This is a genomic window from Serratia sp. TMDUHS_CL (genome assembly GCF_037137105.1).
GTDB lineage: Bacteria > Pseudomonadota > Gammaproteobacteria > Enterobacterales > Enterobacteriaceae > Serratia > Serratia nevei.
Genome location: NZ_JBBBDV010000007.1, coordinates 43,063 through 58,467 on the forward strand (window position 1 = coordinate 43,063; position 15,405 = coordinate 58,467).

A 15,405-nucleotide genomic window follows, 5' to 3' on the forward strand; every position below is an offset into this window, starting at 1 on the left:
GTTGTCATCTCAGTGTCATGCTAAATTAATATCTTCTTCTGCCTGATAACGCTTCGTTCAACCTCGGGTAAAAACCATGAAAATAAAATCGCTCTCCCTGCTGTTGGCTTCACTGTTTCCTGTATTCACCTACGCTGCAGATATTGAGGTAGCGCGTTATGTGGTCGGCTTCCCCGGCGGGGAACGCGTCGCCTATCAGGGGGCGTTCGCCAAGAATTTCCCGCAGGGGCTGCCGGTGGGGATCGGCTCCGGGCTGACGTTCAATCGCAAGCAGGGCGACGATCTGGTGCTGACGACGCTGACCGATCGCGGCCCGAATGCCGATGCCCCGGCGGTGGGCAAGCAAGAAGCCAAAATTTTCGCCAACCCGCAATTCGTGCCTCTGTTGATGGACATTCGTATCGGTGGCGGCAAGGCCGTGGCCGAGAATGCACGGTCCTTGCATGACGAAAAAGGGCCGATTAGCGGGCTGCCGCTGCCGAGCGAGCTGATTGGTTCCACGAACGAAGTGGCGTTGAACGACGCGTTGCAGCCGCTGCCCGGCGATCGCCGCGGGTTGGATACCGAAGGCATTACCGGTGACGGCAACGGTGGTTATTGGCTGTGTGATGAGTACGGTCCGTTTCTGATCCATATCGACGGCAAAGGTAAAATTCTCGCCAAATACGGCCCAACGCCGCAGGCCGGCGAGCAGGCGGTCGCGGGCGGTTTGCCGAACATCCTGAAGTGGCGCCAGCCCAACCGTGGTTTTGAGGGGCTGACCCGGATGCCGGATGGGCGCATTCTGGCGGCGGTGCAGAGCACGCTGGATGTCGATGGCAAAAGCAAAAACAAGGCGCAGTTTACCCGGCTGGTGAGCTTCGATCCGCGCAGTGGCAAAACCGCTATGTACGGCTATCCCATCGATATCGACAGCTATAAAAAAGCCAAAGACGCCAAGATTGGCGATGTGGTGGCGTTGGACAACCAGCGTATCCTGTTGATTGAACAAGGAACCGGTAAAGATAAGACGATGATCAACAAGATCTATCTGGTGGATCTCGCGCAGGCCAGCGATCTGAGCGCGTTTGACGGCCAGGGGAAAGCGCTGGAGTTCGACGATGCGAAAGATCTCGCCAAACGCGGCGTGAAGCTGGCGCAGAAACGGGAAGTGGCGGACCTGCGCCAGTTGGGCTGGCGCCAGGAGAAAGCGGAAGGGTTGGCGCTGATCGACGATCGCACGCTGGCGGTGATTAATGACAACGATTTCGGCCTGCAGGCCAAGCTGGTGGACGCATCGCCAAAGAGCAAGAAAATCGGCGATTATCAGCTGGAGAAAGAAGGGCGGCTGAGCCTCGACGGCGACAAGACCGACGCCCGTATCGAATTGCGCCCGTTGGAGCAGCCGGAGTCGCTGAGCGAGCTCTGGGTGCTCACCTTGCCGCATCCCTTGAAGTGAGACAGCGGGGGCGATAGCGCCCCCGTCAGACCGTTGACAAAGGAGGAAAAAACGTGGTTTTTCCTCCTTTGTGGCCATCAGCCGAAAATCAATAAATTGATTTTCCTTGTTTTTTTATCCGCTGCCCTCTGCAAACCCGGCAATGGCATGAGGTTTGTCATCAATCTCACAGCGGGGGCGGTGACGCCCCCGTTTGCTTCAGGCTTCCGCGTGCCGCTGCGGCGCTCTGCCGCGCGAGATGCTTTCCCACACCGCCACCACCACCATGATCAGTGTCGTCAGGCCATTGACCATCAGCAGATCGGTGAAATAGGCGACGGGGGCCAATACCGCCAGCGCCAGCAGCCCCACCAGGTGCGACAGCGGGAAGCGATGATACACCAGCCGTTTATACAGCGCGTTGGCGAACAGGTAGAGCGCCGGCCCGAGCAGCAACACCGCCGCCGTGGCGTTTTGGATGTGGCCGTCGGGATGGGCGATCACCAGCTCGTTGGCCACGGCGCAGACGATGATCGCCCCCACCAGCGCGACGTGCACGTAATGGAAGTAAGCGCCCAGCTGGCCGGGGTTTTCCGCTTGGCTGATGGCGTGGCTGCCGGCTTTGCTGCTGGTGTCGAAGTAGACCCACCACATCGCCAGGCTGCCGAGAAAGGCCACCAGCGAGGCGATGAGCACCGGCAGGCTCCAGCTTTCCATCTCGCTCAGGGTGGCGCCGGTGATCAGAATGGTTTCCCCCAGCGCCACGATAACGAACAGCTGGCAGCGCTCCGCCAGATGGTGACCCTCGATGGTCCATTCGCTGCTGCTGTCCGAGCGCCCCAGCACCGGCAGCCGGAAGCCGAACATCGGCGAGACGTATTCGCACAAGACCGCGACCGCCCACAGCGCCAGGCGGGCGTTGCCTTCCTCCAGCCCACCGGCGATCCAGAAGACGGCAGAGATGCACAGCCAGCCGAGAATGCGGTGAAAGTTTCGTTTTAACGGATGACCGGGCGCCAGCAGGCGCAGCACCGTGACGGAGCGCCCGACCTGAATGGCGACATAGAACAGCGCGAAGATCAGGCCGCGCTCGCCAAACGCCTGCGGCAGCGCGGCAGCGGCGAACAGCCCCAGCAGCATGATAGCGAACAGCAGCAGGCGGATCTGACGGGTATCCGGATTGAACCAGTTGGTGACCCAGGCGGTGTATTGCCAGGCCAGCCAGACGGCGAACCACAGCAACAGGGTTTCCAGCGCGCCAGTCAGCGTCAGGTGATGCAACAGATAGTGGGAAAGTTGGGTCACGGCGAAAACGTAGATCAGATCGAACAGCAGCTCGGAAAACGAGACCGAAGCGCCCTGACCGTCACGCACGCGCAGCAGGTTTTGCGACATAAGCGTTCTTCCTTAAAAGGGTAAGCCACAAAATCAGCGTAGCTCAGCGCGCCCCGGCGGGTAAAAAATCTTAAATAGCGGCGGCGCGCGTTCTTTCTTTCGCCCTGTCTTTAATTGTTCATCAAATAGGGGTAAGGTGAACCCTATAAAGTCATTTCCGCCTTAAAATACACACTCGCTCTCACTTCCTCCTTATTCTCCTCACAATGATTGATGTTCTTTACGTTGCATGACGTCCGTTTTCATTGGCTAGCGGATAATTAACATCACTGACAACGAGCTAATAAACAAGAACACCTGGAGTCAATCATGAAACTTATCCCAAGCATCGCAGCAGTATTGATCGCCGCCGCTTCCTTCTCCACTTTCGCCGCGCCGCTGTCGTCGGTGAAACAGGTCAACAGCGAACAGGCCGCCAATCTGCAAAGCCTCGGCGTGGTGTCGGTTTCCGGCATTAGCGGCTCACCGCATGACGCCATTCACGCCCTGAAAGAAAAAGCCGCGGCGGACGGCGCCGGCCATTACCGCATTATCGGTCTGGACACCCCCGGGGATTCCAGCAACTGGCGCGGCAATGCGGAAATTTATCGCTAAGCGTTGGTTTTTTACCCTCTGGCCACGGCAACGTGGCCAATAAAATAAACGGTCGTAATAATTATCTGATAGGGCGCGCGTGGGCGGCTTATTTTCAGGTCATTATTACGATCGTTTTTCATTTTTCCGCTGCGGCTGAGGTTGCATTTTATTACAACTGTGTCCGCCGCTTTCGGAATCATGTTAATGAATACTTAAGAAATTCGGCTCACATTGAGGACTTAACCCAAGGAGGCCTCAATGTTAAATGCGACCCGGCTGCAACTGATGAATCACTTCGCTTACCTGCAGCAATTTATGGCTTCACCGCGCACCGTCGGTACGCTGGCGCCTTCTTCCCCGTGGCTGTGCCAGGCGATGCTGAACCAGGTTGAATGGACCCGGGCGCTGTCGATCGCGGAGCTGGGGGCGGCGGACGGCGTATTGACCAAACGCATTCTGGGGCGGATGCGCGCCGATGCGGCGCTGGAGGCTTTCGAGATCCAACCGCATTTCGTGCATCGGCTGCGGGGGATAGACGATCGGCGGTTGCAGGTGATGGCCCATTCGGCGACCCAAATGGCCACGGATTATGACGTGGTGTTTTCCTGCCTACCGCTGCTGTCGATCCCGGTCAGGATCAGCGTGCGCATCCTTCAGCAGGCCCGGCAGCGGCTGCTGGCGCGCAACGGCACGCTGGTGCTGTTCCAATACAGCCACCTGTCGGAAAAATTGCTGTCCCGCTATTTTCACTGGAAGCGCCTGCGGGTGGTGCGCAATTTCCCGCCGGCGCTGGTGTATGTCTGTACGCCGCGTTAACTACAGCGTTTTCACCATCACCACCACGTCTTCGTCATACTGCCGCCGGCGTTCCAGAGGTTGCCAACCCCAGCCGGCGTACAGCGCTTCCGATTTGTCGGTGATGAGATGCAAAATCGAATGATGGCGCTGCCGCGCCGCTTCGACGATCGCCATCTCCAGGCGGTGGGCAATGCCCTTGCGGCGGTGATCGGGATGCACGAAGACGCCGGCCAGCCACGGGGTGAGATCCTGGCGCTGATGATCGTCGCTGGGCCACAGGCTGGCCATGCCCACCGGGCGATCGCCGTCGATCATCATCAGCGTCAGGTGATCGTCGCTTGGCCGGCTGCATTGGGCGAAGCGCAGCTGGGTGCGCTCCAGCGTGCCGCCGCGTTGTGAACCCCACTGGCCGAAGGCCCAGGCGGCGCACACATCGGCAAACTGCGGGCACTCCGACAGCGGAATAATGCGTTGATCCATGGATGTCTCCCTATTTTGGTGGTTTCCGCTCTATTTAACCGATTTCCCCGCCATTTTTTTAACTTTTTAAAGCCGCTCTTTTAGCGGTTTCGCCATGTTTCGCCGCGCGCCCGGTGCCGTTTCCCGGATTTCTTTTGGCAATCGCCGTGCAGGATTGCAAGTGCTAATGAGAGTGATTATCATGCGCACACTATTTCCCCGTGTCGGCTTAATCATGCGCAATTCCCTCATTTTACTGCTGCTTTCCCTGTGCTTCGGCGTGTTCTCCGCTCAGGCGAAGACGGTGACCGATATCACCGGCCGCCAGGTCGTGGTGCCGGACAACCCGCAGCGCATCGTGGTGGGGGAAAGCCGCATGCTGTATACGCTGGCGCTGCTGGAGCCGGGCAACCCGGCGCAGCGCATCGTCGGCTGGCCGGCGGATCTGGCGCGGTTCGATGCGCAAAGCTGGCAGCTCTATACGCAGAAGTTCCCGCAGATCGCCGCGATCCCCATTATCAGCGGCAATAATTTCCGCCAGGTCAATATTGAAAGCCTGCTGCAGCTGAAGCCGGATCTGGTGATCCTGGCGCGCTACGCGCGTGAAGACGGCGATAACGATCTGCTGGTTTCCGCGCTGAACAAGGCCGGCGTGGCGGTAATCTACGTCGATCTGCGCATCGATCTGCTGAACAACACCGTGCCGAGCGTGCGGCTGCTGGGCGAAGTGCTCAATCGCCAGCAGCGCGCTGAGCAGTTTATCGCGTTTTATCAGCAGCATATGGCTGTGATTCAGCAGCGGCTGGCGGGCTATCAGGGGCCGAAGCCCAAAGTGATGCTGCACCTGCATCTGGGGCGGCGTGACACCTGCTGCACCACCGCCGCGCACGGCAACCTCGGCGATCTGCTGACCTTCGCCGGCGGCGACAACATCGCCAACGCCAGCGTCAAAGGGGTGTACGGCGAGCTGAACCCGGAAACCATTCTGAGCGCCAATCCCGACGTTTACCTCGCCACCGGCATGGCCGGGCCGCAGGGCAAGCGGCTATCCGATCTGCGCCTCGGGCCGCAGGTCAGCCAACAGGACGCCGCCGACAGCTTCCGCCGGCTGATCGCCACACAGCCGATGCTGGCCAGCCTGCAGGCGGTGAAGCATCACCGCGCCTGGAGCGTCTGGCACAACTTTTACCTCAGCCCATACCACGTGGTGCTGGTCGAGATGTTCGCCAAAGCGTTTTACCCGGATCTGTTCGCCGACATTAACCCGCAGCAGACCTTCCAACAGCTGTATCAGCAGTTTTTGCCGTTACCTTTTTCAGGGACCTATTGGAGTCAGTTAGATAATGAATAACAACAAGCGCGGCTGGTGGTGCGCATTGCCTTTGGCGGCCTGCGCGACATCGCCGACGTGGGCGGCGGAGAAAGCCGCGCCGCAGGAAGAGAGCCTGGTCGTGGTCGGCCGCAAAGATGCCGACGGCGTGCAGAGCTATCAGCCGTTGACCAGCGTCACCGGCACCCGCAGCGAAACCAACCTGCTGAACGTGCCGCAGGCGATCGACGTGGTGCCGCAGCAGGTGATTACTGATCAGGCGGTCAGCAGCCTGGACGAAGCGCTGTACAACGTCAGCGGCATTACCCAGGCCAACACGCTGGGCGGCACCCAGGACGCGGTCATGAAACGCGGCTTCGGCGACAACCGCGACGGCTCCATTCTGCGCGACGGCGTGCGCTCGGTGCAGGCGCGCAACTTTACGCCGACCACCGAGCGGGTGGAGGTGCTCAAGGGGCCGGCCTCGATGCTGTACGGCATGGGCGAGCCGGGCGGGATGATCAACATGATCACCAAAAAGCCCCAGCTGCAGCAGCATACCCACGTGGAAGGCTGGGGCAGCAGCTTCAACGGCGGCGGCGGCCAGCTCGACGTTACCGGGCCGCTCGGCACGTCGGGGTTTGCCTATCGCATGATCGTCGATCACGATGAAACCGATTACTGGCGCAACTTTGGCCGCAATCGCCAGACGGTGATCGCGCCGTCGTTGATGTGGTACGGCGAGAACACCACCGTGCGCTTGGCCTATGAACATATGGAATATCTGGTGCCGTTCGATCGCGGCACCATTATCGATTCGCGCACCGGCAAACCGGTGAATACGCCGCGCGATCGCCGTTTCGACGAAGCCTATAATGCCACCCGCGGCGATCAGGACAGCATTACCCTGCAGATCGATCAGACGCTCAACGAGCGCTGGAAAAGCTCACTGACCTACGCCTACAGCCGCAACAGCTACAGCGACAACCAGGCGCGCGCCACGGCGCTGAACCCGGTGACCGGCGTGTTGAGCCGCCAGGCCGACTCGACCGCCAACGCCGTCAGCCACGCCAACGCGGTGCAGCTGACGCTCAATGGCGACGTGGACTGGGGCAGCATCAACCACCAGATGCTGTTCGGCTTCGATTTTGAAGATAACCGCACCTACCGCGGCGACATGATCCGCGGCAAAAAGAACAGCGATTTCAATATCTATCATCCGGTATACGGCCTGATGCCGCCGTCGACGGCGGTCAGCGCCAAAGACAGCGACCAGCGGGAAAACCTCACCAGCTACGGTTGGTTTATGCAGGACTCCATCCAGCTAACCGATAAATGGCTGGTGATGGGCGGCCTGCGTTACGATGCTTTCGACGTCTATGCCGGCAAGGGGCGGCCGTTCCAGGCCAATACCGACAGCTCGGACAGCAAGCTGGTGCCGCGCGCGGGGGTGGTGTACAAGCTGACGCCTTATGTGTCGCTGTACAGCAGCTATACCGAGTCGTTCAAGCCGAACTCTTCCATCGCCACCCAAATTGGTTCGCTGCCGCCGGAGCAGGGCAAGTCGTGGGAAGTCGGCGGCAAGCTGGCGTTGCCGAACGGCGTCACCGGCACGCTGGCGCTGTTCGACATCACCAAGCGCAACGTGATGGTCAATGAGCTGGTGGAGGGCGAAACCGTGACGCGCACCGCCGGGCGCGTACGTTCGCAGGGCGTGGAGCTGGACGTAGCCGGTAACCTCACCGATTCGCTGAGCCTGATCGGCTCCTATGCGTATACCGACGCGCGGGTGGTGGACGATCCGGACAACAAGGGGAAAGAGATGACCAACGTGGCGCGCCACACCGCCTCGCTGTTCCTGACCCAGAACCTGGGCAGCCCGGGTTTCTACAGCGGCGATGAGGTGCGCATTGGCGCCGGTGCGCGCTACGTAGGACGCCGCCCGGGTGACGCTGCCAACAGTTTCTCCCTGGATAATTACACCGTTGCCGATGCGTTCGCCGCTTACACCATGCCGATCAACGGCTATCGGGTGAAATGGCAGCTGAACGTGAAGAACCTGTTCGATAAAACTTACTACCCGTCCAGCGGCGGTAATTTGCGCGTGGCGGTGGGGGAACCGCGTGAGGTGGTGCTGCGCGGCAGTATCGATTTCTAAGCTACGGGCGGTGAAATTTGCTTAAATAACCGCCCCAACGTTAAGGAGAACCCATGAGCCTGCAGATTCGTTTGGCGCAGCAGCGGGATATCGTGCATCTGATGGCGGTTGAACGTTCGGCGGCGCAGCTGTTTCGCCAGCAGCCGGAATGGCGCTTTATCGCCGAAGGCGAGGTGATGGCCCCGCAGCAGCATGCCGCGTTTATTGCCGAACGCCGTGAATGGCTGGCGGAAAGCGACAACGGCGAGTGCGCCGGTTTTATCGCCGTGCAGGTTCAGGGGGGCGATTGGCACATCGCCGAATTGTCGGTCGCCGGCACCTGGCAGCGGCAGGGCGTCGGCCGTCGCCTGATCGGCGCGGTGGCGGAAGAGGCCAAACGGCAGGGCGCTGGCCGCCTGACGCTCACCACCTTCATCGAGGTACCGTGGAATGCGCCTTACTACCGGCGGCTGGGATTCCGGCCGCTCGACGACGCGCGGCTCACGGCTGCCCTGCGGCGGCATCTGGATGAGGATCTGGCGCACGGCTTTGCCGCAGGCAGTCGCTGTGCCATGGAATTTACACTATCGTAAATGTTGAAATACAGAGCGGGCAGGGTATGATGCCACCACCACGCCATCGCACCCGCTCGGTATTTTGGTATGCAATGCACTCAAGTCACCGCATAAGGGACAACCCGTAATGACACAAACCCTGTTCATGATAGGCGCTCGCGGAGCCGGCAAGACCACGGTAGGCAGCGCATTGGCGTTGGCGTTGGGCTATCAGTTCGTCGATACCGATCTGTTTATGCAGCAGGCGGCGCAGATGAGCGTGGCGGAAATGGTCGAGCGCGAGGGCTGGCTGGGGTTCCGCCGCCGCGAGACCATCGCGTTGCAAACCGTGACCAAGCCGTCAACTATAGTTGCCACCGGCGGCGGGGCGATCCTGGCGGAGGAGAACCGTCAGTTTATGCGTCAGCATGGCACCGTTATCTACCTGCGCGCGCCGGCCAGCGTGTTGGCGCGGCGGTTGGCAGAGTACCCGGAAGATGCGCAGCGCCCGACGCTCACCGGCAGGCCGATCGCCGAGGAGATGCTCGAGGTGCTGGCGGCGCGCGAAGCGCTGTATCAGGACGCCGCGCATTACGTGATAGACGGCGCCGCCGATCCGCAGCGGGTGGTGGAACAAATCCTCGCGGTGCTGCCGCGTGAGACGGTGAAGTAACCCTTTCTTCTCTTCGGGCGCTGGGCGCCCGTTTTCTTATTCCGTTTGCCGAGCCGGCGCAAAGTACGCCCCGGGCGTGACGCCGAAGCGGCGGCGAAAGGCGGCGATATAGGCGCTGACGTTGTCATAGCCACAGGCGTCGGCCACCTCGCCGACCGCTTCGCCGCGTGATAATCCCTCCAGTGAACGCAATACCCGCGCCTGCTGGCGCCACAGCGCGAAGCTGATGCCGGTTTCCTGCAGAAAACGGCGGCTCAGGGTGCGCGGGCTGAGCCCGGCCCAGGCGGCCCAGTCGCGCTGGCTGCGCAGGCTGGCGGGATCGTTCAGCAGCGCCCGGGCGATGTTCAGCAACCGGGCGTCCTGCGGCAGCGGCAATTGCAAAGGGGCGCGGCTTGCCGCGTGCATTTCGTCCAGCAGCACCTGCAGCAGCCGCCGTTGCGGCGCACTCAGCGGGCCGGCGGGGAACTGCGCGATGCGCTCTACCAGGGCCTGCAACAGCGCAGAGGCCGTGAACAGCTGCGGCTGCGGCGGCATCTCCGGCACGCTTTCCACCGGCAGATACAGACTCCAGCCTGCCACGTCGCCGCAGGCCAGCGCCTGATGGGCGCATCCCGGCGGCAGCCAGCCCAGCGTACCGCCGGCGATCGCCCATTGCCGGCCCGGGAGTTCCATGGCCAGCATGCCGCGCGTCAAGAGATAGATCTGGCCGCCTTCGTGCCGGTGCCAGGGCGTCAGGTGTTTTTTTTCATGCTGAAGGCGTTGGCTGCGGATCTGCGTCATGTTGGCCGTTTAACGTTATTAAAAGTCTTGATGTGGTTATTATGCCATCGCTTGAGCGGGATAGGATCGTCGTTCACCCTATTTCGGAGAAACATGATGACTCAACTTACCCCACTGGATCTGGTACTCGATACGCTGCAGCAGGTCGTCGCCAGCCCGGAGCACCGGCCGACGCAGATCGCCGCCCGTTTCAGCGCTGACTACCGCCAGCAGGTGGATGGCAAGGCGCTGAACTTCGAGCAGTTTGAGCAACACATGGCGCTGCTGAAGCGGCAAACCCGCCGCATGACGCTGAGCGTGATCGCGGCGGCGGAGCAGGGCGAGGCGGTGCTGACCCACCATCTGGTCGAGCTGGAAAAGTGCGATGGTTCCTGCAGCCGCGTGCGGGTGCTGGCGCACTTCACCGTGCGTGAGGGCCGCATTTGCGCCTGTGACGAACTGACCGAGCTGTTGGCGGGCTCCCCCGGCGATCGCGATCTTGGCTCGCGCGTGTCGGAATGAGGGCGGCTGCTATACTTGCTACTGTGTGAAACACACGGGAGAACGGCATGCGCGAAAATGATCAACCTGCTTATCCACGGAGCGCCCGCGTCGTAGAGGTGTTTCGGGGCGACCCGAGCCTGCATCTGCGCCGTTTTGAAGTGCGCACCGACGACATTGAGCCGAATACGCTGCTCAGTGAACATGAAACCGAGCAGGAAGCGCTCGACGCCAAGCATCGCTATGAGGACGAGGCGTTAGAGCTCTGACCTGCAGCCCAGCGGAAACCGGCGTCAGGCCGGTTTCCTGTTTATCCCCGCCTTAGCACATATTTCCCAGAACAATATTGATAATGATAATCATTTATGTGATTTTTATCGCCCCTATTGGGTGTTTCACTTCTGGGAAAAGAGATGTCCAATTCCGAGTTGCAGGCGCTGTTTCTGCGCCACATGCGGCCGCTGCAGACTTATTTGAACGCCAAACTGCGCGACCCTCAGCTGGCCGCGGATTTGGCGCAGGAAAGTTTTACCCGCCTTACCGAGCAATACCCGCAGGGTAACATTCTCGATATTGAGGCCTACCTGTATAAAACCGCCAAAAACCTGATGCTCGACCATCTGCGCCAGCAGCAGCGGCGGCAGACCGAAGCGGTAGAAGACGACATTCTGGCGCAGTATCCCTCCGGCGAACCGGCGCTTGAACAACTGGCGATCGATAGCCAACTGCTGCAGCTGTTGCAACAGGCGTTGGCGGGCATGCCGTCGCGCACGCAGCAGATTTTCCGCCTTAACCGGCTCGATGGCCTGACCCAGGCGCAGGTGGCGGCGCAGCTGGGCGTGTCGCTCAGCACGGTAGAAAAACACCTGGCCAGCGCGCTCGAGCGGCTGATGGCGCGTATGGAAGAACAATAATGGCAATTTTTTTACGGGTTTATCCGCCCTCAGACGTCTTAACCTATAACCAGAAAAAACAGGGGTCTACGTCATCATGAAACCGCTAACCGCGCAGGCGCGACAGCAGGCGGCCGCCTGGGCCGTACGCCTGGCCGAAGGGGCGCTGCCCGCCGAACGGCGGCAAGCGCTGGACGCCTGGCTGGCCGATGATCCGCAGCATCCGGCGGCGCTGCGTCAGGCTCGCCAGCTTTGGACGACGCTGGGGCAGCTGCCGCCAGAGCAGCGGCAGGCGTTACAGCCGCAGGTGGCGGCGCTGAAAACGCCCTCTCACCATCGATGGCCCCGCTGGGCGGTGGCGGCGGCGGTGGCGATCGCCGTTTCCTTCGGCGTTTATCGCGGGCCGGATCTGTGGATCGGCATGCAGGCGGATTATCAAACCGTTCGCGGCGAGGTGCGCGAAGTTGCGTTGCCGGACGGCAGCCGGGTGGCGCTGGACAGCGGCAGCGCGATCGCGCTGGCGTATTCTGCAGACGAGCGCAAGGTGCGATTGCTGCGCGGCACCGCCTATTTTATCGTCGCGCCGCTGGGCGGGGCGGAACGTCGCCCGTTCAGGGTGGAGGCGGAAAACGGCGTCACGCAGGCGCTGGGCACCGAATTCAGCGTAGCGCGCACCGAGCAGGGCGTGGACGTCAGCGTGCATCAGCACAGCGTGCGGGTGACGCTCGAGCGCGGCGAGCGCTCGCTGGTGGTCGCGCAACGTCAGGCGGCGCATTACCGCAGCGGCCTGCTGTGGCTGACGCGGCAAGCGGCTGGTGATGACGCCTGGCGGCGCGGCTGGCTAGTGATCGACCGCCAACCGCTGGCGCAGGCGCTCGCGCAGCTCAATCGCTATCGCGAAATCCGCATCGTGGCGGTCAACCCCGCGCTAAGAGCACGCACGGTGAGCGGCGTGTTCGCGCTCAATAAACTCGATGACGGCGTCGGCGCCATTCGTCAGGAACTCTCCGCCCGTCAGCTGAATCTCCCCGGCATCACGCTGCTGTACTGAGCGGCAAAGGCGGGCCGGGATGCCCGTTTCGCCGCTATTTTCACTTTCTGTAAAAAATCTTTACGGGTTTTTGCCTCCCGGAACGTCCTTATGTTTAAACGAGATTGATTTCCATTATCACTTGGTTTGGCATTCTTTCGGGTGGAACACACACGCATGTTTATTCACAAGGGAACCACGCCGGCCGGCCGATTGGCCACGGCGGTACGCGCCGCGCTGGCGGCGATGATGCTGACTCAGCCGGCGGTGGCGCTCGCCGCCCAGGCTGACGCGAGCAGCGCGCAGGCCGCACAGCAAAAGCATTTCAACATTGCGGCGCAGCCGCTGCAGAGCGCCATGTTGCGCTTCGCCGAGCAGGCCGATATGCAGGTATTTTTCGACGAGGTGAAGCTCGACGGCATGCAGGCGGCAGCGCTGAACGGCAGCATGAGCGTCGAACAGGGCCTGCGGCGCTTGATTGGCGACAATCCGGTGGCTTTCCGCCTGCAGCCGCAGGGGCAGATCGTATTGAGCCGGCTGCCGACGGCAAACGGCGACGGCGGTGCGCTGGCGCTGGATAGCCTGACGGTGCTGGGCGCCGGCGGCATCAACGCCAACGATTGGGTTTACGACGAACCGCGCTCGGTCAGCGTCATCAGCCGCGAACAGATGGATAACCGCCCGGCGCGACACGCGGCCGATATTCTGGAGCAGACGACGGGGGCCTATTCCAGCGTCAGCCAGCAAGATCCGGCGCTGTCGGTCAACATCCGCGGCATACAAGACTATGGCCGGGTGAACATGAACATCGACGGCATGCGGCAGAATTTTCAAAAGAGCGGCCATGGCCAGCGTAACGGCACCATGTACATCGATTCCGAGCTGCTGTCCGGCGTGACCATCGACAAGGGCACCTCCGGCGGCATGGGCAGCGCCGGTACGCTCGGCGGTATCGCCACCTTCAATACCGTCAGCGCGAGCGATTTCCTGGCGCCGGGCAAAGAGCTGGGCGGCAAGCTGCACGCCAGCACCGGCGATAACGGCACCCACTTCATCGGCAGCGGCATATTGGCATTGGGCAACGAAACCGGCGATATCCTGCTGGCCGCCAGCGAACGCCACCTCGGCGACTATTGGCCCGGCAACAAGGGCGATATCGGCAACATTCGTATCAATAATGACACCGGCAATTACGATCGCTACGCCGAGAGCATCAAGAACAACAAAATCCCCGACACAAACTACCGCATGCACTCGCGGCTGGCCAAGGTGGGCTGGAACCTGCCCGCCAATCAGCGCCTGCAGCTGAGCTATCTGCAGACCCAGGCCGCGTCGCCGATCGCCGGCACGCTGACCAACCTGGGCACCCGCCCGCCCTATGAACTGGGCTGGAAGCGCACCGGTTACAGCGACGTGATGGCGCGCAATGCGGCGTTCGACTACAGCCTGGCGCCGGAAGGCGTCAACTGGCTCGATTTTCAGGCCAAGCTGTATTACGTCGATACTCAGGACGACAGCGACACCTACAGCACCAGTACGCTGCTGGACAACGGCTACGCGACGCGCACTCGTCTGCGTACCTATGGCGCGCAGGCGCAAAACACCTCGCGCTTCAGCCTGGCGCCGGGGCACGACTTCCGCGCCAACTACGGGCTGGAGTTCTATTACGACAAAGCGACCAGCGACTCTTCCCGCCAAGGCATGGAAGGGGTGACGCCGGCCGGCAACCGTTCGGTAGCCAGCCTGTTCGCCAACCTGACCTACGACTACGACGGCTGGCTGACGCTGGAGGGCGGGCTACGTTACGACCGCTATCGCCTGCGCGGCCAGACCGGCCTGAGCTATCCGGATTTGGCTAAGGATGGGCAACGCTACACGATTGACAATCCTTGCAAAGCGCTGCGTCTGACCGGCTGTTCAACCACCACCCGCGAGGATTGGGCGGTTGACCGCGATCAGGGCAAACTGTCGCCGACGCTGGCGGTGGCGGTGCGCCCCGGCGTGGAGTGGCTGGAGCTGTATTCCACCTACGGCAAATCCTGGCGGCCGCCGGCGATCACCGAAACGCTGACCAACGGCAGCGCGCACAGTACCTCCACGCAATACCCCAACCCGTTCCTGCAGGCCGAACGCTCGCGCGCCTGGGAAGTCGGGTTCAACGTGCAGCAGCCGGATCTGTGGTTTGAGGGCGATCGGCTGGTGGCCAAGGTGGCCTACTTCGACACCAAAGTGGACAACTACATCAACCTGGCGATAGACCGCAATAAACCGGGGCTGGTGCAGCCGAGCATCGGCAATGCCGCTTACGTCAACAACCTGTCGAAAACCCGCTTCCGCGGGCTGGAGTATCAGCTCAACTATGACGCCGGGGTGTTCTACGCCGACCTGACCTACACCCATATGATCGGCAAAAACGAGTTCTGCTCGAACAAAGCCTGGCTGGGAGGGCGTCTGCGCTACGGCGACGGTTCGCGCCGCGGCAACTTCTATGTTGAACCGGATGCCGCGTCCAATGATGCCGTCACGTGCGACGGGGGCTCGCAGTTCGGCACGGCCGCCTATCTGCCGGGCGATCGCGGCTCGGTGACGCTGGGCGGCCGCGCTTTCGATCGCAAGCTGGACGCCGGGGTGACCGTGCGCTTCGCGCCGGGCTATCAGGACAGCTCGGTGCCGTCCAACTACCCGTACCTGGCCGACTGGCCGAAGTACACCCTGTTCGATCTGTACGCCAGCTACAAGCTGACCGACAGCCTGACGCTGCGCGGCTCGGTGGAGAACCTGACCAACCGCGCCTACGTCGTCAGCTACGGCGAGACGCTGGCCAACACGCTGGGGCGCGGCCGTACCGTGCAGGGCGGGGTGGAATACCGTTTTTAAGCAGTAAAAGGGCGTTGCTCATTCTTG

The 15,405-nt window shown here is 61.5% G+C and carries 15 protein-coding genes; 12 read left to right on the top strand and 3 right to left on the bottom strand.

Annotation, left to right across the window (positions count from 1 at the left end):
- Positions 1-76 precede the first annotated feature (76 nt).
- Positions 77-1,438, top strand: a complete 1,362-nt coding sequence (locus WCL58_RS14435) for an esterase-like activity of phytase family protein (RefSeq protein ID WP_336851314.1) — start codon at positions 77-79, stop codon at positions 1,436-1,438.
- Between the two features lie 198 nt (positions 1,439-1,636).
- Here WCL58_RS14435 and WCL58_RS14440 read toward each other — a convergent pair whose 3' ends face one another.
- The gene (locus WCL58_RS14440) at positions 1,637-2,812 is read right to left on the bottom strand and encodes a low temperature requirement protein A (protein WP_180548155.1); all 1,176 of its coding nucleotides are present in this window, start codon (positions 2,810-2,812) and stop codon (positions 1,637-1,639) included.
- Between the two features lie 309 nt (positions 2,813-3,121).
- Between WCL58_RS14440 and WCL58_RS14445 the strand changes: the two genes are divergently transcribed.
- Both WCL58_RS14445 and WCL58_RS14450 read left to right on the top strand, forming a co-directional pair.
- The gene (locus WCL58_RS14445) at positions 3,122-3,406 is read left to right on the top strand and encodes a YdgH/BhsA/McbA-like domain containing protein (RefSeq protein WP_038873191.1); all 285 of its coding nucleotides are present in this window, start codon (positions 3,122-3,124) and stop codon (positions 3,404-3,406) included.
- A gap of 240 nt (positions 3,407-3,646) precedes the next feature.
- Entirely contained in the window at positions 3,647-4,204 is a 558-nt protein-coding gene (locus WCL58_RS14450; RefSeq protein ID WP_060423257.1) for a class I SAM-dependent methyltransferase, read from the top strand.
- Here the strand turns inward: WCL58_RS14450 and WCL58_RS14455 are convergent, their stop codons facing one another.
- A complete protein-coding gene (locus WCL58_RS14455; RefSeq protein WP_060423260.1) occupies positions 4,205-4,666 on the bottom strand; it encodes a GNAT family N-acetyltransferase in 462 nt (153 codons plus the stop codon). It abuts the gene before it with no gap.
- A gap of 214 nt (positions 4,667-4,880) precedes the next feature.
- Between WCL58_RS14455 and WCL58_RS14460 the strand changes: the two genes are divergently transcribed.
- From WCL58_RS14460 to aroL, 4 genes are all read left to right on the top strand, one after another.
- Entirely contained in the window at positions 4,881-5,996 is a 1,116-nt protein-coding gene (locus tag WCL58_RS14460; protein WP_060423264.1) for an ABC transporter substrate-binding protein, read from the top strand.
- On the top strand, positions 5,989-8,112 hold the full coding sequence (locus WCL58_RS14465) for a TonB-dependent siderophore receptor (RefSeq protein ID WP_164114086.1): 2,124 nt from the start codon (positions 5,989-5,991) through the stop codon (positions 8,110-8,112). Before WCL58_RS14460 ends, WCL58_RS14465 begins: the two co-directional genes overlap by 8 nt.
- Positions 8,113-8,165: 53 nt before the next feature.
- Positions 8,166-8,684 carry a GNAT family N-acetyltransferase gene (locus WCL58_RS14470; protein WP_070915512.1) on the top strand — a complete coding sequence of 173 codons (519 nt, stop codon included), beginning with the start codon at positions 8,166-8,168 and terminating at the stop codon, positions 8,682-8,684.
- Positions 8,685-8,793: 109 nt separating this feature from the next.
- Complete coding sequence (gene aroL / locus WCL58_RS14475; protein ID WP_336851315.1) at positions 8,794-9,318, top strand: shikimate kinase AroL; 525 nt, start codon at positions 8,794-8,796, stop codon at positions 9,316-9,318.
- A gap of 36 nt (positions 9,319-9,354) precedes the next feature.
- On the opposite strand, the gene WCL58_RS14480 is transcribed toward aroL, so the two are convergent.
- Positions 9,355-10,098 carry a helix-turn-helix domain-containing protein gene (locus tag WCL58_RS14480; RefSeq protein ID WP_336851316.1) on the bottom strand — a complete coding sequence of 248 codons (744 nt, stop codon included), beginning with the start codon at positions 10,096-10,098 and terminating at the stop codon, positions 9,355-9,357.
- A gap of 96 nt (positions 10,099-10,194) precedes the next feature.
- Between WCL58_RS14480 and WCL58_RS14485 the strand changes: the two genes are divergently transcribed.
- The 5 genes from WCL58_RS14485 (at position 10,195) to WCL58_RS14505 (ending at position 15,378) form a co-directional block, all read left to right on the top strand.
- Positions 10,195-10,599, top strand: a complete 405-nt coding sequence (locus WCL58_RS14485; RefSeq protein ID WP_336851346.1) for a nuclear transport factor 2 family protein — start codon at positions 10,195-10,197, stop codon at positions 10,597-10,599.
- Between the two features lie 47 nt (positions 10,600-10,646).
- The gene (locus tag WCL58_RS14490; RefSeq protein ID WP_046688340.1) at positions 10,647-10,847 is read left to right on the top strand and encodes a YaiA family protein; all 201 of its coding nucleotides are present in this window, start codon (positions 10,647-10,649) and stop codon (positions 10,845-10,847) included.
- A 144-nt stretch (positions 10,848-10,991) separates the two neighbouring features.
- Positions 10,992-11,492, top strand: coding sequence for an RNA polymerase sigma factor (locus WCL58_RS14495; RefSeq protein WP_060423284.1), 501 nt, complete (start codon positions 10,992-10,994; stop codon positions 11,490-11,492).
- A gap of 76 nt (positions 11,493-11,568) precedes the next feature.
- Positions 11,569-12,522 (top strand): FecR family protein, encoded by a 954-nt coding sequence (locus tag WCL58_RS14500; protein WP_336851317.1) that lies wholly within the window; start codon positions 11,569-11,571, stop codon positions 12,520-12,522.
- A gap of 156 nt (positions 12,523-12,678) precedes the next feature.
- Positions 12,679-15,378: a TonB-dependent receptor gene (locus WCL58_RS14505; RefSeq protein ID WP_336851318.1), complete on the top strand. Its 2,700-nt coding sequence runs from the start codon at positions 12,679-12,681 to the stop codon at positions 15,376-15,378.
- The last annotated feature ends 27 nt before the right edge of the window (positions 15,379-15,405 follow it).

Coding starts and splice junctions, on each gene's coding strand:
- WCL58_RS14435 (WP_336851314.1), top strand. CDS start 77: ATGAAAATAAAATCGCTCTCCCTGCTGTTGGCTTCACTGTTTCCTGTA.
- WCL58_RS14440 (WP_180548155.1), bottom strand. CDS start 2,812: ATGTCGCAAAACCTGCTGCGCGTGCGTGACGGTCAGGGCGCTTCGGTC.
- WCL58_RS14445 (WP_038873191.1), top strand. CDS start 3,122: ATGAAACTTATCCCAAGCATCGCAGCAGTATTGATCGCCGCCGCTTCC.
- WCL58_RS14450 (WP_060423257.1), top strand. CDS start 3,647: ATGTTAAATGCGACCCGGCTGCAACTGATGAATCACTTCGCTTACCTG.
- WCL58_RS14455 (WP_060423260.1), bottom strand. CDS start 4,666: ATGGATCAACGCATTATTCCGCTGTCGGAGTGCCCGCAGTTTGCCGAT.
- WCL58_RS14460 (WP_060423264.1), top strand. CDS start 4,881: ATGCGCAATTCCCTCATTTTACTGCTGCTTTCCCTGTGCTTCGGCGTG.
- WCL58_RS14465 (WP_164114086.1), top strand. CDS start 5,989: ATGAATAACAACAAGCGCGGCTGGTGGTGCGCATTGCCTTTGGCGGCC.
- WCL58_RS14470 (WP_070915512.1), top strand. CDS start 8,166: ATGAGCCTGCAGATTCGTTTGGCGCAGCAGCGGGATATCGTGCATCTG.
- aroL (WP_336851315.1), top strand. CDS start 8,794: ATGACACAAACCCTGTTCATGATAGGCGCTCGCGGAGCCGGCAAGACC.
- WCL58_RS14480 (WP_336851316.1), bottom strand. CDS start 10,098: ATGACGCAGATCCGCAGCCAACGCCTTCAGCATGAAAAAAAACACCTG.
- WCL58_RS14485 (WP_336851346.1), top strand. CDS start 10,195: ATGACTCAACTTACCCCACTGGATCTGGTACTCGATACGCTGCAGCAG.
- WCL58_RS14490 (WP_046688340.1), top strand. CDS start 10,647: ATGCGCGAAAATGATCAACCTGCTTATCCACGGAGCGCCCGCGTCGTA.
- WCL58_RS14495 (WP_060423284.1), top strand. CDS start 10,992: ATGTCCAATTCCGAGTTGCAGGCGCTGTTTCTGCGCCACATGCGGCCG.
- WCL58_RS14500 (WP_336851317.1), top strand. CDS start 11,569: ATGAAACCGCTAACCGCGCAGGCGCGACAGCAGGCGGCCGCCTGGGCC.
- WCL58_RS14505 (WP_336851318.1), top strand. CDS start 12,679: ATGTTTATTCACAAGGGAACCACGCCGGCCGGCCGATTGGCCACGGCG.